Origin of the sequence: Polaribacter staleyi (assembly GCF_038024045.1) — a bacterium.
In the GTDB taxonomy this organism is placed as follows: domain Bacteria; phylum Bacteroidota; class Bacteroidia; order Flavobacteriales; family Flavobacteriaceae; genus Polaribacter; species Polaribacter butkevichii.
Window position 1 is genome coordinate 409,987 of sequence record NZ_CP150665.1, and the last position, 22,679, is coordinate 432,665.

Below are 22,679 nucleotides of genomic sequence, written 5' to 3' on the forward strand. Positions count from 1 at the left end.
CAATTAATGTTCACAAATTAAAGTAAAGTTTTAGAAAATATTTTCAACCTAAAAAAGTATCTTTGTCACAATGGAAAAAACGACTCCTGTTGCAGGAAAAAAGATAGATAAATCAAGATTAGTAAATCTTGAAAAAGGCAAGATTCCTCCACAAGTATTAGAGTTGGAAGAAGCTGTCTTAGGGGCAATGATGATTGATAAAAAGGGAATAGACGACGTAATTGACGTCTTAAGTTCTGATGCTTTTTACGATCAAAAACATCAAGAAATTTATGCTGCAATTTATGAATTGTTTCAAAATTCTGAACCGATAGACCTTTTAACAGTATCTAACTTGTTAAAAAAGAAGTCGAAATTAGAATTTGTTGGTGGCGATTTCTTTTTAATTCGTTTAACTCAAAAAGTAGCCTCTTCGGCACATATTGAGTTCCACGCTAGAATTATCTTACAAAAATACATTCAGCGTAAATTAATTTCAATATCTAGTGAAATTATAGAAAATGCGTATGATGAAAGTACCGATGTTTTTGATTTATTAGACGATGCAGAAGCAAAACTTTTTGAAGTTACCCAAGGAAATTTAAAAAAGAGTTCTGAAGACGCAGGTTCTCTTGTAAAACAAGCTTTAAAAAAGATTCAAGAAATAGGTAATCAAGAAGGAATGTCTGGTTTGGCAACAGGTTTTACTAAATTAGATGCCTTAACTTCTGGTTGGCAACCTTCTGATTTAGTAATTATTGCTGCACGTCCTGGTATGGGTAAAACAGCCTTTGTAATTTCTATGGCAAAAAATATGGCAATTGATTTTGGTCATGGAGTAGCCGTTTTTTCATTAGAGATGTCTTCTGTACAGTTAATTACGCGTATGATTTCTTCGGAAACAGGCTTAACTTCAGAAAAATTAAGAAAAGGAAACTTAGAACCACATGAGTGGGAACAGTTAAATGTAAAAGTAAAAAGACTTTCTGATGCTCCTATTTTTATAGATGACACACCATCTCTTTCTGTATTTGATTTACGTGCAAAAGCACGAAGATTGGTATCGCAACACAATGTTAGAATTCTTGTAATTGATTATTTACAATTAATGACAGCAGGAGGTAAAGCAGGAGGAAACCGTGAACAAGAAATCTCTATGATTTCTAGAAACTTAAAAGCATTAGCAAAAGAACTAGAGGTACCAGTAATAGCACTGTCTCAATTATCTCGTGCGGTTGAAACACGTGGAGGCTCTAAAAGACCTTTATTATCTGATTTACGTGAATCTGGAGCAATTGAACAAGATGCCGATATTGTATCCTTTATTTTCCGTCCAGAATATTACGGAATGACAGAATGGGATGATGATGAACATACACCATGTGAAGGACAAGGAGAGTTTATTGTAGCAAAACACAGAAATGGTGGTTTAGATAATATTCGTTTAAAATTTACAGGGCATTTGGCAAAATTCTCAGATTTAGAAGAAGGTTTTAGTAGTGAGTTTCAATCATCGATGAATGCAGATTTTCCAGAAGATCCTTTTGCAGGTCAAGGAGGAGTTGATCCAAAAGATGCTTTTGGAAGTGATGATGATGATATGCCGTTTTAATTTCATATTTTTATGAAATGAATGATTTAGAAAATAAGGTTAAAAAATGGATTCTTAAAAATGGTTACCCTTTCGAAATGAAGGTTGCCAATTTTTTTAAAAAAGCAGATTTTAAAGTTTCACAATCTGTTCTTTATAGAGATGAAGACTCTAGTAAATTAAGAGAGCTAGATATAATTTCATATTCTAATACTGTAATTAATAATGTATGGTTTAATTTTACTTTTGTTGTTGAATGTAAAAAATCAACAGATAAACCATGGGTTGTATTTAAAAATGATAATTTACACAATCCTCAATTAGAAAGATATAAACCATTTACAACTAGAAATGCTGAGATATTATTAAATAAAACTAAAGTTTTAAAAGAAAACAAGTTTGAATTGTTATTCCCAAACTTATTTGAAGCAGGTTTCAATTTAGTAACTTCATTAGGTCAAACTAAAGATTTAGCTTACTCTTCAACTACTTCTTTGCTTAAAGCTTGTAAATATCTTACAGAAAAATTTAATGAAAGTAAATCTAGATCTTGTAATATTTATATTCCTTTAATAATTATTGAGGGAATATTATATGAATCTTTTCTAGATAAAAAGGATGACTTAGAGTTAATAGAAGTTGATTATTCTTCAATTTTAAACACAAAAGTTTTTAGTGAAGGAGATTCTAATATAATTACGATTGTTTCTTCTAAAAATTTAGAAAATTTTATAGATCGTGTAAAAGAAGATACATTATTATTTTTTAAAACTTACAAAAAAGAAATTGAAGAAGTTTCCCTATCAAACCCTACAAGTATAAAGGTGAAATCTATATCAATTTAAATGAAAAAACTCTTATCAATCTTAAGCTTTTTCCTACTATCAAACTCAATTTGGGCATCTTTTATTTATGTACCTATGAGTTATGAGAATCAGAAAAATCATTTAAAAGCCTACGGAATTGTATACTTTTCATTAGAAGCAGGTTTAAAATCTAAATGGCTTTTAAATTATGATGGAGGTGCTTTTTTAATTGAAAACAATAAAATTGTAGAGAACGAATGTAAAATACGAGGTGTTTCTTATCAAGTAATTTCTGATGCAAAAGCACAGCTTATTTTGCAAGAAATATCATCACCATCTTCTAATCAGGATGCAGTTACATTAGAAAAAGCTCCAAAAATAGCAGTATATTCTCCAAAAGACAAAATGCCTTGGGATGACGCTGTAACCATGGTTTTAACCTATGCAGAAATTCCGTTTGATGTAATTTATGATGAAGAAGTCTTAGCAGACAAACTGCTTTTGTATGAATGGTTACATTTGCATCACGAAGATTTTACCGGACAGTATGGAAAGTTTTATGGAGCATTTAGAAGCGCTCCTTGGTATATAGAAGGTAAGCAAAGAGCAGAAAAACAAGCAAAAGAATTAGGGTTTACTAAAGTATCGGAAGAAAAGTTAGCAGTAGCCAAAAAAATAAGAGATTATGTAGTTGGTGGTGGGTTTATGTTTGCCATGTGTTCTGCTACAGATAGTTTTGATATAGCTTTGGCTGCAGAAGGAGTAGATATTGCAGAATCTATGTTTGATGGAGATGCTTCTGAACCTAATTATCAATCAAAAATTAATTATAATAAAACATTTGCATTTAAAGACTTTCAACTGATTAAAAACCCAACAACATATGAGTTTTCTACAATTGATATGACTAGCAAGCGTAAAATTCCTAAAACATCTGATTATTTTTCTTTAGGAGAATTTTCTGCAAAATGGGATCCTGTGCCAACAATGTTAACACAAAATCATACTGTTTTGGTAAAAGGTTTTATGGGACAAACCACTTCTTTTGATAGAAATACCGTTAAATCTAATGTATTGGTTTTAGGAGAAAACAAAACGAATAGAGAAGCTCGCTATATTCATGGTACCATCGGTAAAGGAATGTTTACTTTTTATGGAGGACATGATCCTGAAGATTACACACACAGAGTGGGAGACCCAAAAACAGAATTAGATTTACACCCAACATCACCAGGTTACCGACTAATTTTAAACAATGTTTTGTTTCCTGCGGCAAAGAAAAAGAAACAAAAAACGTAGATTTTTACCATTAAAAATTACTATTTTACTCAAATATTTTTTTAATTGTTAATAAAGCTGGTTTTTGCTTATAAATAATCTTGTAAGTTGCTATTAAAAAAATTACTTTTGCCCAAATTAAAATAACAAAATGCCAAAGACACAACAATTACAAGATTTTACGCAACAAGTTCGTAGAGATATATTACGTATGGTACACAAAGTAAATTCTGGTCACCCAGGAGGATCTTTAGGATGTGCAGAATTTATTACTTGCTTATACCAAGAAGTAATGGACTATTCTACAGAGTTTACAATGGATGGAAAAAATGAAGATTTGTTTTTCCTTTCTAACGGACATATTTCTCCAGTATTTTATAGTGTTTTGGCGCACAGTGGTTTTTTCCCTGTATCTGAATTAGCAACTTTTAGATTGTTAGACTCTCGTTTACAAGGACACCCAACAACTCATGAAGGGTTACCTGGAGTAAGAATCGCTTCTGGTTCTTTAGGACAAGGTTTATCCGTAGGTTTAGGTGCTGCACAAGCAAAAAAATTAAACGGTGATGATAAAATCGTATACACATTACATGGTGATGGTGAATTGCAAGAAGGTCAAAACTGGGAAGCAATTATGTATGCATCAGCAAAAAAAGTGGATAACTTAATTGCTACGATAGATTTAAACGGAAAGCAAATTGATGGTTCTACAGACCAAGTTTTACCAATGGGAAGCATTAGAGCTAAATTTGAAGCTTTCGGATGGGACGTTTTAGATGTTGTAAAAGGAAATGATATTGATGCAATATTAGCTGGTTTAGCAGAAGCAAAGGCTTTAACAGGAAAAGGAAAACCAGTTTGTATTTTATTACATACAGAAATGGGTAATGGAGTAGACTTTATGATGCATACACATGCGTGGCATGGTAAAGCACCAAGTGATGAGCAGTTAGAAAATGCATTGGCTCAAAACCCAGCAACTTTAGGAGATTACTAAAAACGGATTTTATTAAAATCTAATTTTAAAATATAAAAAAAGCTTTTCAATTATGTTGAAAAGCTTTTTTTATGTTTTTATTTTGATTTCGACTGTAAGAATACCTTTATCTTTACAACTAACAAGTTGATGGTATGTCAATCTTTTATATTTATAATCATAAAATTTTTGAATAAAGAATGAAAATAGGAATTGTTTGTTATCCTACATTTGGAGGAAGTGGAGTAGTAGCAACCGAATTAGGAATGGCGTTAGCAGATAAAGGTCATGAAGTACATTTTATTACCTATAACCAGCCAGTTCGTTTAGACTTTTTAACTCATAATTTACACTTTCATCAAGTTGTTATCGAAGAATATCCGCTTTTTGAATATCAACCCTATGAATTAGCATTGTCTAGTAAAATGGTTGAAGTTGTTAGAAAGCATGATTTAGAAGTTTTGCATGTACATTATGCAATACCACATGCCTATGCAGCTTACATGGCAAAGCAAATGTTAAAAGAAAAAGGTTTAGATGTTAGAGTAGTAACTACATTGCACGGAACCGATATTACTTTAGTTGGGAGTCATCCAACCTATAAAACAGCTGTTGAGTTTAGTATTAATAATTCTGATGTTGTAACTGCTGTTTCTAACAATTTAAAAGAAACTACAAATACACTATTTAACATCACTAAAGATATAAAGGTTATTTATAATTTTATTGATGTAGAAAAGTATGATACTGCCCATGATACAGAATGTAATCGAATTGCCATTGCAAAACCACATGAACGCATTTTAACTCACATAAGTAATTTTAGACCTGTAAAAAGGGTAGAAGATGTTATTAAAGTTTTTTACGAAGTTCAGAAAGAAATACCTTCAAAATTATTATTAGTAGGTGAAGGACCAGAAAGAATACACGCTGAAAATTTAGTAAATGAATTAAAAATTTCTGAAGATGTACTTTTCTTAGGAAATAGTTCTGAAGTAACTAAGGTTTTATGTTATTCAGATGTTTTTTTACTGCCTTCTCAAACAGAGAGTTTTGGTTTGGCAGCTTTAGAAGCTATGGCTGCAAAAACACCTGTAATATCTACAAATACAGGAGGTTTGCCAGAAGTTAACATACATGGTGTAACCGGTTATTTAAGTGATTTAGGAGACGTAAAAGACATGGCAAAAAATGCCATTTCTATTTTAAAAGATGATAAAACTTTAGAAACCTTTAAAAGGAATGCGAGAGAGCATACAAAAAGATTTTCTTTAGAAAATATATTACCCGTTTATGAAGAAATTTATAAATCTTGTTATAAAAGTAAAGCGTTATAACTAAAAAAGCTCAAACTAGTAGGTTTGAGCTTTTTTTATGTTTAGTAATTAGAAAAAATCTATTTTCCAAAAAGTCCACCAAGTAAACCTCCAATTCCACCAGAACTTTTTTTGTCACCACCTAATAACATTCCTGCTACATCATCAATAACACTTCCATCACCATCAGCATCTAATATTTTTTCTAAGAAACTTTGTTCGTTTGCAGTTTCATTTCCCCCTAACATTCCACCTAATAAACTCCCTAAACCAGAAGAATCTGAAACATTATTTTCACGAGATTGTTTTCCTAAAACTCCCATTAATAAAGGAGCAGCAACTTTTAAAATATTAGCTACAGAACCTGCATCTAAACCAGATTTCTGACCAATTACTTGTTCTACACCTTGTTGTTTACTTCCTAAAATGTGGCTTAAAATTCCTGCTCCATCTTGTTTTACAGATTCATCAACTCCACCATTAAACAAACCACCAAGGTTGTCTAAAATACTACCATCATGTTTGCTTGCTAAAGCCCCCATTAATCCCTCTGCACCTTCTGGAGTAGAAGCATTTCTTTCCATAGCTTTCATTAAAACAGGCAAAGCCATTGTTAAAACACTACTTGTTTTACTAGAATCATTTCCTGTAGAGCCAGAAACTCCTGAAATAATTTGTTTTCCTAAATCACTATTTAATATATCTAATATACCTGCCATTTTTATGTTTTTAATAATTAATTTGAATGTTTTCTAATTTTATGACACAATATACGAATAAAGTCACACATACTTTTAATATTTTTTTTACCTTTCAAAATCTTAATTTTTTAAACTATTTAATGAAAAAACTAGCATTACACTGGAAAATTTTAATAGGTATGGTTCTTGGAATCATCTTTGGTTTTATAATGAATTCTATAGATGGAGGTAAAGGATTTGTTGCTGATTGGATAAAACCATTTGGAACTATCTTTATCAATTTATTAAAACTAATTGCTGTACCCTTAATTTTAGCATCTTTAATTAAAGGAATTTCTGATTTAAAAGATATTTCTAAAATAAAATCGATGGGACTTAGAACCATAGGTCTTTATATGATAACCACTTTAGTTGCTGTAGTTATTGGTTTAAGTATTGTAAATACGGTAAAACCAGGAAATGGTATGCCACAAGAAACCATAGAAAAAATTAAATTAAAATACGGCAACAATTCGAGTGTAATAGATAAATTGAATGAAGCAAGTAGTCAAAAACAGGCGGGGCCCTTACAAGCTTTGGTCGATATTTTTCCGAGCAATATTTTTAAATCATTAACAGATGCTTCTATGTTACAAGTTATTTTCTTTGCATTATTTGTAGGAATCTGTTTGTTATTAATAGATGAAGAGAAAGCAAAACCATTAATCAATTTTTTCGACTCGCTAAATGAAGTTGTCATGAAAATGGTAGATTTAATAATGCTTTTTGCTCCTTATGCTGTTTTTTCTTTATTAGCTAACGTTATTATTTCTTTTGATGATACAGAAATCTTACTGAAACTACTTTGGTATGCGTTTTGTGTATTTGGAGGCTTGGTTTTATTAATTGGTTTTTATCTTTTGCTTATTAAAATTTACGCAAAAAAATCGCCTATTTGGTTTTTAAAACAAATAAGTCCGGCACAATTATTAGCATTTTCTACTAGTAGTAGTGCGGCCACTTTACCTGTTACTATGGAACGTGTAGAAGAACATTTGGGGGTAGACCCAGAAGTTGCAGGTTTTGTTTTACCAGTAGGAGCAACCGTTAATATGGATGGTACTAGTTTATACCAAGGTATTGCAGCTGTATTTATTATGCAAGTTCTTTGGCCAGAAGGCTTAACGTTTACAAATCAATTGGTAATTATTGGAACCTCTGTTTTGGCTTCTATTGGTAGTGCAGCAGTACCAAGTGCAGGTATTGTTATGCTAGTAGTGGTGTTAGAAACACTTGGTTTTCCTGCAGAATTGTTACCATTAGGAATTGCTCTTATTTTTGCAGTAGATAGGCCATTAGATATGTGTAGAACGGTTGTTAATGTTACTGGTGATGCCACGGTATCTGTGTTAGTAGCTAAATCTTTAGGTAAATTACACGAACCAAAACCAAAAGAATGGGATGATAATTATAAAAAAGTAAAATAGTTTTTAGTAAGTAAATATAAATCTAAGCGTTCTAATTTTAATAGAACGCTTATTTAAAATTTTTAGAATGTCTTTAATAATCAATACGCCCATTGTTTCTTTAGCTTGGTTACAAGCTAATTTAGATCATAAAAAATTAGTTATTTTAGACGGTACCATTCCTAAAGTAACAGAAAAATTGAGTGCTTCTAATGTTGGTGAAAAACTTCAAATAAAAGGAGCTATTTTTTTTGATATAAAAAATACATTCTCTGATGTTACAGCTTCGTTTCCTAATACCATATTATCATCCAAAGAATTTGAAGAAAAAGTACAAGTATTAGGAATCAATAAAGATAGTATTATTGTGTGTTATGATGATTTGGGTATCTATTCTTCTCCTAGAGTTTGGTGGATGTTTCAATTAATGGGGTTTACTAATATTGCTGTTTTAGATGGTGGTTTTCCTATGTGGTTAGAAAATGGGTTTCCTACTGAAAAACAGAAAAATAACACACCTACAAAAGGTGATTTTAAAGTTGATTATCAACCTGAAAAGGTTAAATTTACAGAGGATGTGCTAAAAGCAATTGAAGATAAAGAAACTATAATTGCCGATGCTCGTTCTAAAGGTCGTTTTAATTGTACAGAACCAGAACCAAGAAGTGATGTTAAAGGAGGCCATATTCCTAATTCTGTGAGTTTACCTTTTAGTAAAATCATAAAAAATGGACATTTAAAATCGGAAGAAGAGTTAAGAGTAGTTTTTAATCAAATTAATCCTAAAAAGAAAGCTTTCATTTTTTCTTGTGGAACAGGAATTACAGCCTCCGTATTGGCATTAGGTGCAGAAATAGCAGGGTATAAAAAATATGCTGTTTATGATGGTTCTTGGACAGAGTGGGGAAGTACAGAAAATTTACCAATAGAAATTTAAAAATAAACATTATGAACATCAATTGGACGAAAGAAGAATTTCAGACTTATGTATTATTGTATGCAGCACAAAGTAATTATATAGAAACGGAGTCTGAAAGTAACTATATTTTATCTAAAGTAAATGAAACTTTATTTAATCGTATTCATACAGAAATAGTACATGATAATGATTTTCAAGCGATGGAAAAAATTAAAAGTTATCTAAAAGAAAACGAGTACTCTACAATGGATAAAGAACAGCTTTTAAAAGATATTAAAAATGTATTTTTTGCAGATGGTACTGTCGATATTTTAGAACGAAATGTTTTTATGTTTTTGAAAAAAATGATTGCATAGTTTTAAAGAAAATTGCATTTATCTTTTTTCGTGTTTTTTCAATCAAAAAAACCTCACAAAAAGTGAGGCTTTAAAATACTATATGTATGGTTTTATTATTTAGCAGGTAATATTTTTCCTATACATTCTCCAAAACCAATGCGAACTTTGTCGTTTTTACAATGAGCACGCATAATTACGGTATCATTATCATTAATAAATTTACGCTCTGTACCATCTTTTAGTTTAATAGGGTTTTGCCCTCTCCAAGTTAGTTCTAACATAGAACCATAACTATCTTTTGTTGGTCCAGAAATGGTACCCGATCCCATTAAATCTCCAGATTCTACAGGACAACCATTTACGGTATGATGCGCTAATTGTTGTGCCATGGTCCAATACATATATTTAAAGTTAGAATTGGCCACCACAGTTTCTTCTCCGTTTTCTGGTTTAATTCCTACTTGTAAATGAATATCATAATTTCCTTTTCCTTTTTGTTTTAAATAAGGTAATGGTTCGTAAACTTGTTTAGGACTTTCTACTCTAAAAGGCTCTAAAGCATCTAAAGTTACTATCCAAGGAGAAATTGTTGAAGCAAAACTTTTCCCTAAAAACGGACCTAAAGGCACATATTCCCAAGCTTGTATGTCTCGTGCAGACCAATCATTAAATTGTACCAAACCAAAAATATATTCTTCTGTTTCGTCAATTGGTATTCTATCTCCTAAAACATTTGCATCAGTTGTAATAAAAGCCATTTCAAGCTCAAAATCTAATAATTTTGTTGGTCCAAATCCTGGAGTTGAAGTTCCTTCTGCAGGTTTTGTTTGTCCGTATGGTCTTCTAATTTTTGTACCAGAAGGAACAATAGAAGAGCTTCTACCATGATAACCAATTGGTACATGTAACCAATTAGGTAACAAAGCATTTTCTGGATCTCTAAATAAAGAGCCTACATTTGTAGCGTGTTCTTTACTTGCATAGAAATCTGTATAATCTCCAACAGCAACAGGTAGCAACATTTCTACTTCTTCCATTCTAAAGATAATTTTATCTTTATGATTGGCATTATCTCTTAAAACACCATTGGTAACATCAAAAACTTCTGCAATTCTATTTCTAACCAAACGCCATGTTTTACGACCATCAGCAATAAAATCATTTAAGTTATCTTGTAGAAAAATATCATCTGTTAATGGAATACCATCAAAATAACCTAATTGATGAAAAGCACCTAAGTCTATTGCAAAATCGCCAATTCTACTTCCAATGGTAATTATATCATCTCTGGTGATAAAAACTCCAAAAGGAATGTTTTGAATAGGGAAGTCTGAATTCTTATCTACTTTTAACCAAGATTTTCTATTAGGGTTATTTGCTGTTATGATCATTTTAAATGAGATTTATTTTTTATCAAACCTACATAATTTTTTTTCATTTGAAAATAAAAAAACAACGAAAAATGTATTTTTAACAGTACTTTGCTCTCAAATATATAATAATAACAAAAAATGATAAAATATCGTTAAAAGATGTTTTTTACAAACTTGATTTTATTATTTTTACTGCTTCTTTTAAAACAACAACAACAATGCAATTAGACAACCAAATTTTTGACCTTATTCAGGAAGAAAAAGAAAGACAGTTAAATGGATTAGAATTAATCGCTTCAGAAAACTTTGTAAGTGATGATGTTATGAGAGCCCAAGGTTCTATTTTAACCAATAAATATGCTGAAGGATATCCTGGTAAAAGATATTATGGAGGATGTGAAGTAGTTGATGTTATTGAGCAAATTGCTATAGATAGAGCTAAAGAATTATTTGGTGCAGAATATGTAAATGTTCAACCTCACTCTGGTTCTCAGGCAAATACTGCGGTTTATGCTGCTTGTTTAAAACCTGGAGACACCGTTTTAGGATTTGATTTATCTCATGGAGGTCATTTAACTCATGGATCTCCTGTAAATTTTTCTGGTAAATTATACAACCCAGTTTTTTATGGTGTAGATAAAGCTACCGGAAGAATAGATTATGATCATTTAGCACAACAAGCTAAAGAACATAAACCTAAATTAATTATAGCAGGTGCTTCTGCGTATTCTAGAGATATTGATTTTAAGAAATTTAGAGAAGTTGCAGATAGTGTTGGTGCTATTTTAATGGCAGATATTTCTCATCCTGCAGGTTTAATTGCTAAAGGAATTTTAAATGACCCAATACCTCATTGTCATATTGTAACTACTACAACTCACAAAACATTACGTGGACCAAGAGGTGGTATGATTATGATTGGTACTGATTTTGACAATCCTTTTGGAGAAACGTTAAAAAATGGTAAACCTAAAAAAATGTCTACATTAATTAATTCTTCTGTTTTCCCTGGAAACCAAGGTGGACCTTTAGAGCACGTTATTGCTGCTAAAGCTGTTGCTTTTGGAGAAGCTTTAACAGATGAGTTTTTAGAATATCAATTACAAGTAAAAGCTAATGCTGCGGAAATGGCAAAAGAATTTGTTGCTAAAGGATATGATATTATCTCTGGTGGAACAGACAACCACTGTATGTTAATTGATTTACGTAATAAAGATATTTCTGGGAAAGATGCAGAAATTGCACTTGGTAAAGCAGATATTACGGTAAACAAAAACATGGTTCCTTTTGATGATAAAAGCCCGTTTGTAACTTCAGGAATCCGTATTGGAACAGCTGCAATTACTACACGTGGTTTAGAAGAAGATGATATGAAAACGGTTGTAAACTTTATTGATGAAGCAATACAAAATGCTGATAATGAAGAAGCTTTACATAAAATTGGTGAGCGTGTTGCTCATATGATGAGTGCAAGAAGATTATTTGTTATGTAAACCACACAGTGGTTTTTAAGTATTCACTCTTACGAATACATATGAAATATAAAAAGCATCAAGAATTATCTTGATGCTTTTTTCTTTTTAAATTTATAGCAATAGTTGTTTACCAACTTTTTACTTCTTTTTCTATGGCTTCGCGAGTTTCACCATATTTTTCTTGAATTTCTCCTACTAGTTTATTAAAAGTACCTTCTGCATCTGTAGTTTTATCATTGGTAATACTACCAAATTTTTCTTTAAATTCTCCCTTTATTTGTTTCCAATTTCCTTTTGCTGTATCCGAGTTCATATTCATTTTATTTATGTATTTACAATAGTACTGGTTAATAATACAAACTTAAAGAGATGGTTGTTTGTATATTAATGGTATCAATTAATATTTTAGCTCATATAGATAAAAACTATTTTTTTTCTGAACTTTTAATTTTTCCTGCAATTTCACTTGCCTCATCAGTAGAGCTTTGTATTTGTTTTTTTAGATTGTCTTTGTTTTTACCATCCTTATGGTTTTTACAATTTTTGTCTTCTGTTTTAACCGTACCTTTTAAAGGATGTAAACCTCTTTCATGTTTTATATCTGACATATTTTTATATTTTAAAAGTTTAATAATTACTTCAAAATTAAAATATAACACACTTTTAGCTTAACTAGATTCCTTTAAATAGTAACTCATTAGCAATTAATCTGTTTCTATAGCACGGTTTATGATATTCTCTGGAATCGATTTTTTAGCTTTTGCGCCCATTTTCTTTAACTTTTCTACAGAAGTAATTAAGTTTCCTCTTCCTTCAAAAAGCTTATTCATAGCATTGGTGTATTCATTTTTACTATCGTCAATTCGTTTTCCAATACCTACTAAATCGCTTAATAAGCCGTTAAATTTGTCATACAAAGCACCTGCTTGTCTTGCTATTTCTAAGGCATTTCTTTGTTGCTTTTCATTATTCCACATAGAATCTATGGTTCTTAAAGTAGCCAAAAGGGTAGTAGGAGTTACAATAACAATATTCTTTTCAAAAGCTTTATTGTATAAGTGATTATCTGTATTAATTGCCACTGCAAAAGCGGGTTCTATGGGTATAAAAAGTAGGACAAAATCGGGTGATTCAATTTTATAAATATCTTCGTATTTTTTAGCACTTAATTGTTCTACATGTCTTCTAAGCGATGCTACATGTTCTTTTAAAAATTGTGCTTTTAAGACTTCATCATCTTCATTTACAAATTGCTCATAGGCAGTTAATGAAACTTTAGAATCTACAATCATTTTCTTATTATCTGGCAAATGGATAACAACATCGGGTAGTATTCTCTTGCCATCATCATTAGTAAAGCTTTGCTGCACATAATACTCTCTATCTTTCTCTAAACCAGATTTTTCTAAAACTCGTTCCAAAACTAATTCACCCCAATTTCCTTGCGTTTTATTATCACCTTTTAAGGCTTTTGTTAGGTTGATGGTTTCTTTACTCATTTGCAAATTCATCTCTTTTAAACCTAAAATTTGCTGACGTAAAGCGGCATGATAATCGATACTTTCTTTGTGAGTTTTATCTACTTTATCTTCAAAAACTTTAATTTTTTCTTGAAGCGGATTTAAAATTATTTTTAAACTTTCTTTGTTTTGTTGGGTAAATTTTGTTGATTTTTCTTCTAATATTTTATTGGCTAAAACCTCAAAATTATTGGTAAATTTTTCTTGTAATTTTTCGACTTCATTTTTATTGTTTTCTAACTTTTCTGTTACGTTTTTAAACTCGGTTTCTAAACGGGTTTTATCAGAAATTAGATTTTCTTTTTCTTTTTGAATAAATCGTAATTCCCTTTGTAAATCTTCTATTTTAGTTTCAGCATTTTTAACTGATTCATGTAGTTTAGAAATTTCAAATTCTAGATTCGATTTTTCTTTTTCAATATTTCCTTTCTGTTTTTCAAAATATAATTTGGTTAAAAGTTTTCCTATAAAAAAACCTATCACACTAAATATTAGTGCAATTAAAGCGTAAATTATTAATTGGTTCATCTTCTAAATTTTAATATTGTAAATGTAATAAATATTATAGCCCTTTAATCTTTATCAACATTTGAAAACGGGTATTTTTAACGTTTTTTAAAGTGTTTTTGTTCACCTCTTTTATTTAAAAATTAACGATTCTTTGTGTCTAAAGTCTATTTAATTCTATCAAGAGAGCTAATTAATGCTTAATTTCGTACTTTGATGAAAGAATAGAATGAAAGCAATTGCAAAATTTATATTATTTACACTTTTAGGTTGGAGATTAGAAAACGATTTTCCTCAACAACCTAAAAAATACGTAGTTATAGCTGCGCCTCATACCAGTTGGCTAGATTTTCCTATTGCTATATTGTCTAGAATGACTTCTGGTACAATGATTCATTTTATTGGAAAAGCATCCCTTTTTAAAGGGATTTTTGGTTCTTTCTTTCGGGTTTTAGGAGGTACACCTGTAGATAGAACTAAAAGTAATAATATGGTAGATGCCGTTATTGACATTTTTAATGAAAAAGAAGAGTTTAGATTGGGTATTTCTCCTGAAGGAACTAGAAAGAAAGTTGATAAATGGAAAACGGGTTTCTATTATATAGCAAAAGGAGCTAAGGTTCCCGTTGTTATGGCAACCTTAGACTTTAAAAATAAAAAAATAAAAATTTCTGAACCTTATTACACAACAGATAGTAAAGAAGCTGATTTTAAGGTGTTTCACTCTTTTTATGAAGGTGTTAAAGGAAAAAATCCTGAATTATTTTAAACCATTAGGTTAACATAATAAAAAAGCTTAATTTTGTAATCGTAAGCAATATTTTCTAATCGAGATTAGGGGCTCTATTAGTTATGAGTTTGCATTAATAATATCATGCTATGATATGATGAGTCTTCAGTTTACTGAAGACTCTTTTTTTATGCAAACTTTTTAGAAACTTTTTCTGCAATACCAATAATTACTTCGGTCGCTTTTACCATAGATTCTACAGGTACATACTCATATCTACCATGAAAATTATGTCCGCCAGCAAAAATATTAGGACAAGGCAAACCTTTATAAGATAATTGAGAACCATCTGTACCACCTCTTATCGCTTTAATTAAAGGTGTAATTTCTAAATCTTTCATAACTTCTTCTGCAATATCTACAATATGCATTACCGGAGTTATTTTCTCTTTCATATTAAAGTATTGGTCTTTAATGGTTACTTTAATAAGTTCTTGATTGTATTTTTCATTAAAATCCAAAGCAATTTTATGCATTAAATTTTTTCTTTTTTCAAATAAATCTAAATCATGATCTCTAACAATATATTCTAAAACAGTTTCTTCTACATTACCATTAATATCATGTAAATGAAAGAAACCTTGATAACCTGCTGTTTTTTCTGGAACTTCATTTGCAGGAAGTGCAGCCATATACTCATTAGCAATTAAAATAGAATTGATCATTTTTCCTTTTGCATAACCCGGATGTACAATTTTTCCTGTAATGGTTACTTTTGCTCCTGCGGCATTAAAGTTTTCATATTCTAACTCACCAATCTGACTTCCATCCATAGTATAAGCCCATTCTGCACCAAATTTAGCAACATCAAATAAATGGGCTCCTTTACCAACTTCTTCATCTGGTGTAAAGCAAATTCTAATTTTACCGTGTTTAATTTCTGGGTGTTGAATAAGATATTCCATTGCCGTTACTATTTCTGTAACACCTGCTTTGTCATCGGCACCTAAAAGGGTCGTACCATCTGTAGTAATTAGTGTTTGCCCTTTGTATTGTAATAAATCATCAAAATAATCTGGAGATAAAACAATGTTTTTTTCTTCATTTAAAACAATTACATTTCCTTGATAATTTTCTACAATTTGAGGTTTTACATTTTTTCCTGTAAAATCTGGACTCGTATCTATATGTGCAACAAAACCAATGGTTGGTACTTCGTAATCTAAATTACTAGGCAATGTTGCCATGATATAGCAATTGTCATCTAAATCTACATCTTTCATACCTATTTGCTTTAGTTCGTCTACTAAAACATGTGCTAAATCCCATTGTTTTTCGGTACTCGGAAAAGCAGGATTATTTGGGTCTGATTCTGTATCTATGGTAACGTATTTTATAAATCTGTCTGTAATATGTTTTTTTTCAATCATTTTATTGAATTATTTTAATTTTTTCTATGAGTGCAAATGCATTGCACAACCTTGTGTTTACAACAGAGTCTCCGTAAACTTCTGCCTTGGCAAGTATAAAATTTTGTTTATTAAGTTTGATAAATAAAAGGCAAACCTGATAATCAAAAGCTCCCTTTTTTCCTTTAGAAATGGTGTAATAAGAAGGTTTTTCTAAGAAAGAAGTCTCTTCAGATTTTACTTGAATAAGATTTTTTGATAAATTTTCTTGCTCTTGTTTTAATTTAAAAGAGGTATCAAAATCAATATTTTTCTGAACATAAGTGACATCCAATAACAGAGATTCTGTTAATTGTTTTGTGGTGTCTGCGGTGTAAATAGAAGACTGTAGTGTATCATAATATAAATTTGTTTTCCATGTTTTTGGTATTTCTATAGAAAACAAGTTTTTAACATCTTTTACTACTTCTAAATTTTTATAATTAATTGGTTTACAATTAAAACGCTTGCTGATTTCAGATTGCTGTGAACAAGAATAGAATAGAAATATAGCTGTAAAAATGACTAAAATATTCTTCATAAAACTATTTGAGTATTATTTTAGTAGCGTAGAAACGGTCTATTTGATATTTTCTTTTTTTGTTTGAAAGGATCATTTTTAAACTAAGTTTTACTTACTTATTGCTGTTGGGCTTTTTAAGAATACTGTTAAATGAACTAAAAAGTCAATTTATAGCCTTTATATTCTTACTGCAAGTTAACAAGAATATTGTAAAAATAAGGATAAAGTTTAAAATTCTCTTTCTTTTTATTTTTCCTTTTTACAATACCAAGACAATCAATTTTTTATATTTAATTTTTAATAATTTTCTTAGAATAGATAAATACAAACAATGCTGTACCGAGTTAAATAAACTAAGAATAGATGATAAATAGCAGTAAGTCAATGTCTATTTTTAATGACTGAAAGACTGAAGCGTGATGATTTTTTTAAATTGGATCCCTTTTCCTCCTTGAACCTTAATTTTTTCTTCTTGGGTAGTTCCATCCGTAGTTTTTAAAAGAACAGAAATGGTGTTTTCTCCTTTTTTTAATGGAATTCTGACATAATAAATTGCATTGGGTAAACTCTGCCAATTACGTGTATCTGCATGTTCAGACAAGGCATTAAAAATACCTAATACAGCACCTAAATCTTTATTCTGATCTCTTAAAAGAGATTCAGATAACTTTTTAGTACCTAATCGAATAGCAGTTTTACCAATTTCTCTTAAAGTTCTATCCTTTAAAGTTTTAAAAGCAATGTCTTCATAATTTTGTGCCATTTGTAAGCTACCAATTTTAGTACTATCTTTTAAAATAGTTGCCCCAGAAAAATAAGGAGTTCTTGCCATGTATTTTGGAAAAGCAACATTAAAAATATTGATATCAGAAAAAGATTGTTTTTTATTATAATCGTTACTAATCGGAATTGGTAATTTTAAATCTAGCTCTTTATTATAAATAGAAACAATACCATCTGTTTTACCAGGTAAAACGGTAAAACTAAAGTAGTTTTGTTCTTTAAAAGGCACCAAACCGTTTTCCCAAAAAAGAATTAATTCGCCTTCTGTAGCTGTTTTATTTATTTGGTGAGTAATACCAAATATGTTTTCATATCTGTGTAATTCATTTATAAACCCCAAAGAAGCAGCAGTACGTAATACATCTTTTTTAAGTTGTTCGGGGAGGGGAGTTCCCATAAAAGAACCCTTATTTGCCAAATATAAATCTGCCGCATTTCGATACGAAATAAAAGCATTATTTATATCACCAGAAGCCTCATATAAAAAGCCTTGTAAGTTTAAGGCAAAAGCATCCGAATTGTATCTGTTTTTTTTCCCTTCGGGATATTTGTCGTTAAGTTGTTGTAATTGCAGGTTAATTCTTTTAGCTTCTACCAGTGCATCATCTGGTTTTTGTAGAAAAATATAATTTAATGCTTTGTAATAATGAATCGCAATTTTTTCAAAATCTTCACCTGTATACGTTTCTTTCTCGGGATTTAAAAGGACTCCTAAAACAGCATTACCAACGGCTCTTTTGTTTTCTTCTATAAAAAAATCGGCCTTATTTAAAAAGGTATTACTTAATTCGTAGTTCTCATTTAAGTAAGCAATTTTTCCTTTTTCTAAAAAGTAGAGCAGCGAATTTCTATTCTTTTTTAAGAAAGAATTTTTATCAATATCGTTTAACGCTTTTTCTATATTTCCTTGTTGCAGCGCTGCTTGAAATTTTTGACTCTTCGTATTATAAGAAGCGCAACTACTAAAAAATAAGAAAACGATAAAGAAAGAGGTGCAATATGCAATTTTTAGAGATGCTTTTTTCATGTAAAAATGAGCGGCTATCGTATAAGAAATGGCTTTCCTAAAAAATTAGGAAAACCATTTAAACAGTCTTAATTTTTAATAAACTTTTTAATTTTCTTATCACCAATCCAAACTTTTTCGTTTGTTTGAATATTGGTAAGCTCTAAATCTATTTGATAATAGGTAACTTTTTGTCTTTTATGAGCATCTACAATTGAGTTGATATTACCTTGTAACATAAAATCGGCACCTGTTTCTAAACCAAATTTTTTCATGGTAGAAAGAGACGAATTGTCTTGTTGATCTGCACGTTCTGCTCTTAATTCTTCCCTCATTTCTCCACCAGAAACTATTCTAGCTACTTGTCTTTTTATAAAAGCTTTTTCAATATCTTTTGTAAATGTTTCTGCTTCTATATGCTCATGAGATTTATTTCTAACCAAACCAACAATTAAAACTGGTTTTTTACCACCATTTGCTTGCATAAAATCGGTTAGCCAATCGCCGTTTAATATTTCTGCGGTTAACTCTTCTGCAGCCAATCTAGAATCGGTATCATTCCATCTACCACTTACATCTATTTGTGTATCAGTATCTACACGAATTACTTTTCTAGCACAAGAACCTAAGGTTAATGCACTTATAATTAAACCTATAATAACAAATTGTTTTCTCATCTTTTTATAAAATATATTTTTTTAATATGTAAAGTTAATCAAAAATCAAATACCCTAATAGCCCTAAATTTAATAAAGAATTGCTATTTAAATAACCATTATTAAATCGGTTATATCTGTAATTATTAGAAAAACCATTATAACCACTATGGTAATATGTAGCAGGGTTTTTAGCACGTTCTAAACGTTCTTGATGTCTCCACAACGGACGTTGAGATCTAAAATATTTTCTTAGTTCTTTACGTTGCCTTTTTGCTTCCATAGGATCTATAGCGGTGTACGTTTCTTGTACCGTAGTACCTTGTAATAAGGTTTTAGAATTTACCTCGTTTGCTGCAGTATATTTATGTAAACTAGTTTGATAGTTTGGATTTTGATCCATTACCAACACTTCTGATTGTTGTGCCATTCCTATAAAACCAACAAATGTAATAAGGATGACTGTTAAAATTTTGGTTTTCATTGTATCTGTTTTTATATTGATAATAGTCCAAATACTGTGCCAATACTTACAAAAGGATATGGTTTTTTTAAGGCAATTAATATTTTAAAACTTATAGCTATATCCCAATCGTATTACTTGCGATTCTGAATAATTGGCACTTGTATAACTAAATACATCTCCAGTAATTTCTGTTTTTACTACCATAGTATTTAAAAGATCGGTTGCATTTAAGAAAATTTCTCCCTTGCCTTTTTGTATGTTCTTTTTAATACCAAAATCTAAAGAAAATCGAGACTTTATTTTTCCTTGCGGAATAATATCAGCTGCTAAATATACTGCACTTAATTGTGCGTTTACTTTATTGGAAAGTTGTAGGGTGTTATTTATTTTTAAACTCCCTGAAGCAATGGCTTGTTGGGCGGCAAAAAAGGTATTGGGTTGTGGGTATAAATTTTCAACTGAAAAAGCATTAATTTGATTTCGATAAAGGTTTCCATTAATATTCATAGAGTACCAATCTGTAAGATCTTGTTCGTAAACCATTTCTAAGCCTGAGTTATAACTTTTCCCTGCATTTTGAAAAATGGCGTAAAGTATATTACTTGTACCATCTGTAGAAGAAATTCTAGTAATAGTACCATCTGCAAAACGATGATATAAGGCTGTATACAAGCTTCCTTTTTTCCAATTGGTTTTATAACCTAATTCAATAAGGTTGGTAAATTGCGGACGCAATCCTGGGTTTCCTACTTTTATCAATTCTGCATCATCATACTTCGGAAAAATACGGATATCTACTTCATTTGGTCTGTCTACACGACGATTGTAAAACAAAGAAACCTTATTGTTTTCATTCATTTTATAGGCAAATCGCATATTTGGGAAAGGTTCTGTATAATTGTATCCGTCGCTAGAGTATGTGTTGTGATCTGGATTTACAAGGTAATTTAAATCGACATATTCTAAACGCAAGCCAATTTCTGCTTCATATTTTTCGTTTTCAAAACTATAATTTCCATACACAGCAGGAATTAATTCTTTGTATTCTGCCCAACCACCAGCACCTGCATCAATTGGTGAGTTTTGTCCTTGAAAAAAATCCATATTAATAGGTATGTTTCGTTTTCTTAGTTTAATTCCGGTTTCGAACTTACCATGTTTTAGAGGTTTTATATAATCAATATTAAAATCATAAACTTGTTCATCAGAAAGCAATACAAAAGAGTCTAAACCTGTAAAAGTGGGACGTATGTTTTCGAAAAAATATTTTTCATCTTCTCTATGAAACGTGTAGTTAAAACCGATGTTTAATAAACGGCCTGCTTCTTCAAATTTATGCTGATAACTGGCAGTTGCCATAATGGTTGTTTTAACTTCATCTTCTAAAAACCTCCATAAATACAAGCGTTCATTGTTTTTATCAACAAAAGGTTCATCGCCATTATCAATAATAACTTCACTTCCAAATAACCCAGAAATTGTTAAAGAATTCTGGTCATTTATACTCCAATCTAAACCAGATTTTAGAGTTGTAAATTTAGTATCTCTATTCCTTTTAGTTTGTCTGTTAATAATTGTGCCATCATCATAAACCCGATTAACAAATTCATTTTTATTCAAGGTTTCTGTGTACAAATAATCGCCTTGAAAAAATAGATTTACCTTATTTTTTCTATAATTAAGCGATAAAGACGGATTAATTTTTGGCGTAAACGTGTACTGTGGTCTAATGTCTGGTAAATTTGCTTTACGCTCCCATAACGATCCTAGACCTCCTGTAAAACCAACTTTACCATTAAAACCTTGTACTTTATTTTTCTTGAAAATAATATTGATGATTCCAGCATTTCCATTGGCATCATATTTAGCTGAAGGATTGTTAATAATTTCAATTTTTTCTATAGCCGAAGCAGGAATATTATCCAACCCAGTTTGATTTCCAAAACCAGTTAAGGCAGTTTGTTTGCCATCAATTAGTACGGTTACCTTATCATTACCTCTTAATTGTACTTTTCCTTCTTGCAGTGTAACACTCGGTAGATTTTGCATTGCTTGTAAAACAGAGCCTCCATTCTGACTAATATTGTCTTTTAAAGAATAGGTTTTCTTATCCATTTTAGAGCTAATTTCATCTTGTGAAGATGTTACCACAATTTCATCAAGAGAAATACTATCCTCCGAAAGTTCAATGGTTTTAATATCTAAAAATTTAGAAAGACGACCTACATAAATAGTTTGTGCTTTGGTTTTAAACCCCATAATAGACACTTCTAAAATGTAGTTTCCGGGTTTTATATTATCAATACTAAAACGTCCTAGATCATTGGTTGCAGTACCGGTAATAAAAGCATTTCCTTTTACAGTCTTTACCAGAATATTTGCATAAGGAATGGTTTGTTGTGTTTCTTTTTCTTTTACAATTCCAGAAATGGTAATATCCATTTGAGAAAAAAGTTGGGAAGAAAAAAAGCTAATAACAAGAAGTAAAATAATTTTTCTAAACATTTATTTTTTTATGCAATATTAATTATAAATTCTTTAGATGAGATTTATTAATTAACATAAAACGAATTGCTTATAATATCTGCATTGATCTTTATATATTTTTAATAAAAGTGTAATTGTAATGGTTAAAAATGAATCTCTTATGAAGCCAATAAAAATTTACTGCCTTTGTGGTGTTTCTACATTATCTACCTTTAAAACCTTTATTTAAAACCAATTTAAAAAATGTTTTTACCACGTCGCTTTTTCTAAAGCTTTAAATATTTACTTGTATTTAAAAAGGTTTTAAGACTTACTTTATTAGTGTTGTGTTTTAGTTTTATAATAATTTTATAGAA

General features: G+C 30.3%; 21 protein-coding genes. 10 read left to right on the top strand and 11 right to left on the bottom strand.

What is annotated here, in order from left to right:
- The first annotated feature begins 70 nt into the window (after positions 1 to 70).
- From dnaB to bshA, 5 genes are all read left to right on the top strand, one after another.
- Positions 71 to 1,591: a replicative DNA helicase gene (dnaB, locus tag WHD07_RS01480; protein WP_343329761.1), complete on the top strand. Its 1,521-nt coding sequence runs from the start codon at positions 71 to 73 to the stop codon at positions 1,589 to 1,591.
- Positions 1,592 to 1,608: 17 nt separating this feature from the next.
- Positions 1,609 to 2,415: a hypothetical protein gene (locus WHD07_RS01485; RefSeq protein WP_343329762.1), complete on the top strand. Its 807-nt coding sequence runs from the start codon at positions 1,609 to 1,611 to the stop codon at positions 2,413 to 2,415.
- A complete protein-coding gene (locus WHD07_RS01490) occupies positions 2,416 to 3,675 on the top strand; it encodes an asparagine synthetase B (protein WP_422897647.1) in 1,260 nt (419 codons plus the stop codon).
- 130 nt (positions 3,676 to 3,805) lie between these two features.
- A complete protein-coding gene (locus tag WHD07_RS01495) occupies positions 3,806 to 4,651 on the top strand; it encodes a transketolase (RefSeq protein ID WP_343329763.1) in 846 nt (281 codons plus the stop codon).
- Positions 4,652 to 4,830: 179 nt separating this feature from the next.
- Positions 4,831 to 5,967, top strand: a complete 1,137-nt coding sequence (gene bshA, locus WHD07_RS01500) for an N-acetyl-alpha-D-glucosaminyl L-malate synthase BshA (RefSeq protein ID WP_343329764.1) — start codon at positions 4,831 to 4,833, stop codon at positions 5,965 to 5,967.
- A 59-nt stretch (positions 5,968 to 6,026) separates the two neighbouring features.
- On the opposite strand, the gene WHD07_RS01505 is transcribed toward bshA, so the two are convergent.
- Positions 6,027 to 6,665, bottom strand: a complete 639-nt coding sequence (locus tag WHD07_RS01505; RefSeq protein WP_343329765.1) for a DUF937 domain-containing protein — start codon at positions 6,663 to 6,665, stop codon at positions 6,027 to 6,029.
- 122 nt (positions 6,666 to 6,787) lie between these two features.
- On the opposite strand from WHD07_RS01505, the gene WHD07_RS01510 reads away from it, so the two are divergent.
- The 3 genes from WHD07_RS01510 (at position 6,788) to WHD07_RS01520 (ending at position 9,367) form a co-directional block, all read left to right on the top strand.
- Positions 6,788 to 8,113, top strand: a complete 1,326-nt coding sequence (locus WHD07_RS01510) for a dicarboxylate/amino acid:cation symporter (RefSeq protein ID WP_105049363.1) — start codon at positions 6,788 to 6,790, stop codon at positions 8,111 to 8,113.
- 67 nt (positions 8,114 to 8,180) lie between these two features.
- On the top strand, positions 8,181 to 9,029 hold the full coding sequence (locus tag WHD07_RS01515; RefSeq protein WP_343329766.1) for a sulfurtransferase: 849 nt from the start codon (positions 8,181 to 8,183) through the stop codon (positions 9,027 to 9,029).
- 11 nt (positions 9,030 to 9,040) lie between these two features.
- Positions 9,041 to 9,367 (top strand): hypothetical protein, encoded by a 327-nt coding sequence (locus tag WHD07_RS01520; protein ID WP_343329767.1) that lies wholly within the window; start codon positions 9,041 to 9,043, stop codon positions 9,365 to 9,367.
- Between the two features lie 95 nt (positions 9,368 to 9,462).
- Here WHD07_RS01520 and fahA read toward each other — a convergent pair whose 3' ends face one another.
- Positions 9,463 to 10,740, bottom strand: coding sequence for a fumarylacetoacetase (gene fahA / locus WHD07_RS01525; RefSeq protein WP_343329768.1), 1,278 nt, complete (start codon positions 10,738 to 10,740; stop codon positions 9,463 to 9,465).
- Positions 10,741 to 10,940: 200 nt separating this feature from the next.
- Here fahA and glyA point away from each other — a divergent pair, with 200 nt between their 5' ends.
- Positions 10,941 to 12,215 carry a serine hydroxymethyltransferase gene (gene glyA, locus WHD07_RS01530; RefSeq protein ID WP_105048555.1) on the top strand — a complete coding sequence of 425 codons (1,275 nt, stop codon included), beginning with the start codon at positions 10,941 to 10,943 and terminating at the stop codon, positions 12,213 to 12,215.
- Positions 12,216 to 12,324: 109 nt separating this feature from the next.
- Here glyA and WHD07_RS01535 read toward each other — a convergent pair whose 3' ends face one another.
- The 3 genes from WHD07_RS01535 to rmuC all read right to left on the bottom strand — a co-directional run bounded on the left by WHD07_RS01535 (position 12,325) and on the right by rmuC (position 14,245).
- Entirely contained in the window at positions 12,325 to 12,510 is a 186-nt protein-coding gene (locus WHD07_RS01535; protein ID WP_343329769.1) for a CsbD family protein, read from the bottom strand.
- A 112-nt stretch (positions 12,511 to 12,622) separates the two neighbouring features.
- Positions 12,623 to 12,805 (bottom strand): hypothetical protein, encoded by a 183-nt coding sequence (locus tag WHD07_RS01540; protein WP_343329770.1) that lies wholly within the window; start codon positions 12,803 to 12,805, stop codon positions 12,623 to 12,625.
- A 96-nt stretch (positions 12,806 to 12,901) separates the two neighbouring features.
- Positions 12,902 to 14,245: a DNA recombination protein RmuC gene (rmuC, locus tag WHD07_RS01545; protein ID WP_343329771.1), complete on the bottom strand. Its 1,344-nt coding sequence runs from the start codon at positions 14,243 to 14,245 to the stop codon at positions 12,902 to 12,904.
- Positions 14,246 to 14,453: 208 nt separating this feature from the next.
- Here rmuC and WHD07_RS01550 point away from each other — a divergent pair, with 208 nt between their 5' ends.
- Positions 14,454 to 14,993, top strand: a complete 540-nt coding sequence (locus WHD07_RS01550) for a 1-acyl-sn-glycerol-3-phosphate acyltransferase (protein ID WP_343329772.1) — start codon at positions 14,454 to 14,456, stop codon at positions 14,991 to 14,993.
- A 149-nt stretch (positions 14,994 to 15,142) separates the two neighbouring features.
- Here the strand turns inward: WHD07_RS01550 and pepT are convergent, their stop codons facing one another.
- The 6 genes from pepT to WHD07_RS01580 form a co-directional block, all read right to left on the bottom strand.
- Positions 15,143 to 16,384, bottom strand: coding sequence for a peptidase T (gene pepT, locus WHD07_RS01555; RefSeq protein WP_343329773.1), 1,242 nt, complete (start codon positions 16,382 to 16,384; stop codon positions 15,143 to 15,145).
- Between the two features lies 1 nt (position 16,385).
- Positions 16,386 to 16,943 (bottom strand): hypothetical protein, encoded by a 558-nt coding sequence (locus WHD07_RS01560; protein ID WP_343329774.1) that lies wholly within the window; start codon positions 16,941 to 16,943, stop codon positions 16,386 to 16,388.
- A 376-nt stretch (positions 16,944 to 17,319) separates the two neighbouring features.
- Complete coding sequence (locus WHD07_RS01565) at positions 17,320 to 18,735, bottom strand: hypothetical protein (RefSeq protein WP_343329775.1); 1,416 nt, start codon at positions 18,733 to 18,735, stop codon at positions 17,320 to 17,322.
- Positions 18,736 to 18,803: 68 nt separating this feature from the next.
- Positions 18,804 to 19,391, bottom strand: a complete 588-nt coding sequence (locus WHD07_RS01570) for a penicillin-binding protein activator LpoB (protein WP_343329776.1) — start codon at positions 19,389 to 19,391, stop codon at positions 18,804 to 18,806.
- A 34-nt stretch (positions 19,392 to 19,425) separates the two neighbouring features.
- Entirely contained in the window at positions 19,426 to 19,854 is a 429-nt protein-coding gene (locus WHD07_RS01575) for a hypothetical protein (protein ID WP_343329777.1), read from the bottom strand.
- Between the two features lie 84 nt (positions 19,855 to 19,938).
- Positions 19,939 to 22,278, bottom strand: a complete 2,340-nt coding sequence (locus WHD07_RS01580; RefSeq protein ID WP_343329778.1) for an outer membrane beta-barrel protein — start codon at positions 22,276 to 22,278, stop codon at positions 19,939 to 19,941.
- Between the last annotated feature and the right edge of the window lie 401 nt (positions 22,279 to 22,679).

Bases quoted from the DNA above. Each gene is read 5' to 3' on its own strand.
- fahA (WP_343329768.1), bottom strand. From the start codon at position 10,740: ATGATCATAACAGCAAATAACCCTAATAGAAAATCTTGGTTAAAAGTA.
- WHD07_RS01495 (WP_343329763.1), top strand. From the start codon at position 3,806: ATGCCAAAGACACAACAATTACAAGATTTTACGCAACAAGTTCGTAGA.
- WHD07_RS01535 (WP_343329769.1), bottom strand. From the start codon at position 12,510: ATGAACTCGGATACAGCAAAAGGAAATTGGAAACAAATAAAGGGAGAA.
- WHD07_RS01565 (WP_343329775.1), bottom strand. From the start codon at position 18,735: ATGAAAAAAGCATCTCTAAAAATTGCATATTGCACCTCTTTCTTTATC.
- WHD07_RS01520 (WP_343329767.1), top strand. From the start codon at position 9,041: ATGAACATCAATTGGACGAAAGAAGAATTTCAGACTTATGTATTATTG.
- WHD07_RS01515 (WP_343329766.1), top strand. From the start codon at position 8,181: ATGTCTTTAATAATCAATACGCCCATTGTTTCTTTAGCTTGGTTACAA.
- glyA (WP_105048555.1), top strand. From the start codon at position 10,941: ATGCAATTAGACAACCAAATTTTTGACCTTATTCAGGAAGAAAAAGAA.
- dnaB (WP_343329761.1), top strand. From the start codon at position 71: ATGGAAAAAACGACTCCTGTTGCAGGAAAAAAGATAGATAAATCAAGA.
- rmuC (WP_343329771.1), bottom strand. From the start codon at position 14,245: ATGAACCAATTAATAATTTACGCTTTAATTGCACTAATATTTAGTGTG.
- WHD07_RS01550 (WP_343329772.1), top strand. From the start codon at position 14,454: ATGAAAGCAATTGCAAAATTTATATTATTTACACTTTTAGGTTGGAGA.
- WHD07_RS01485 (WP_343329762.1), top strand. From the start codon at position 1,609: ATGAATGATTTAGAAAATAAGGTTAAAAAATGGATTCTTAAAAATGGT.
- WHD07_RS01490 (WP_422897647.1), top strand. From the start codon at position 2,416: ATGAAAAAACTCTTATCAATCTTAAGCTTTTTCCTACTATCAAACTCA.
- WHD07_RS01575 (WP_343329777.1), bottom strand. From the start codon at position 19,854: ATGAAAACCAAAATTTTAACAGTCATCCTTATTACATTTGTTGGTTTT.
- WHD07_RS01505 (WP_343329765.1), bottom strand. From the start codon at position 6,665: ATGGCAGGTATATTAGATATATTAAATAGTGATTTAGGAAAACAAATT.
- WHD07_RS01560 (WP_343329774.1), bottom strand. From the start codon at position 16,943: ATGAAGAATATTTTAGTCATTTTTACAGCTATATTTCTATTCTATTCT.
- pepT (WP_343329773.1), bottom strand. From the start codon at position 16,384: ATGATTGAAAAAAAACATATTACAGACAGATTTATAAAATACGTTACC.
- WHD07_RS01540 (WP_343329770.1), bottom strand. From the start codon at position 12,805: ATGTCAGATATAAAACATGAAAGAGGTTTACATCCTTTAAAAGGTACG.
- WHD07_RS01510 (WP_105049363.1), top strand. From the start codon at position 6,788: ATGAAAAAACTAGCATTACACTGGAAAATTTTAATAGGTATGGTTCTT.
- WHD07_RS01570 (WP_343329776.1), bottom strand. From the start codon at position 19,391: ATGAGAAAACAATTTGTTATTATAGGTTTAATTATAAGTGCATTAACC.
- bshA (WP_343329764.1), top strand. From the start codon at position 4,831: ATGAAAATAGGAATTGTTTGTTATCCTACATTTGGAGGAAGTGGAGTA.
- WHD07_RS01580 (WP_343329778.1), bottom strand. From the start codon at position 22,278: ATGGATATTACCATTTCTGGAATTGTAAAAGAAAAAGAAACACAACAA.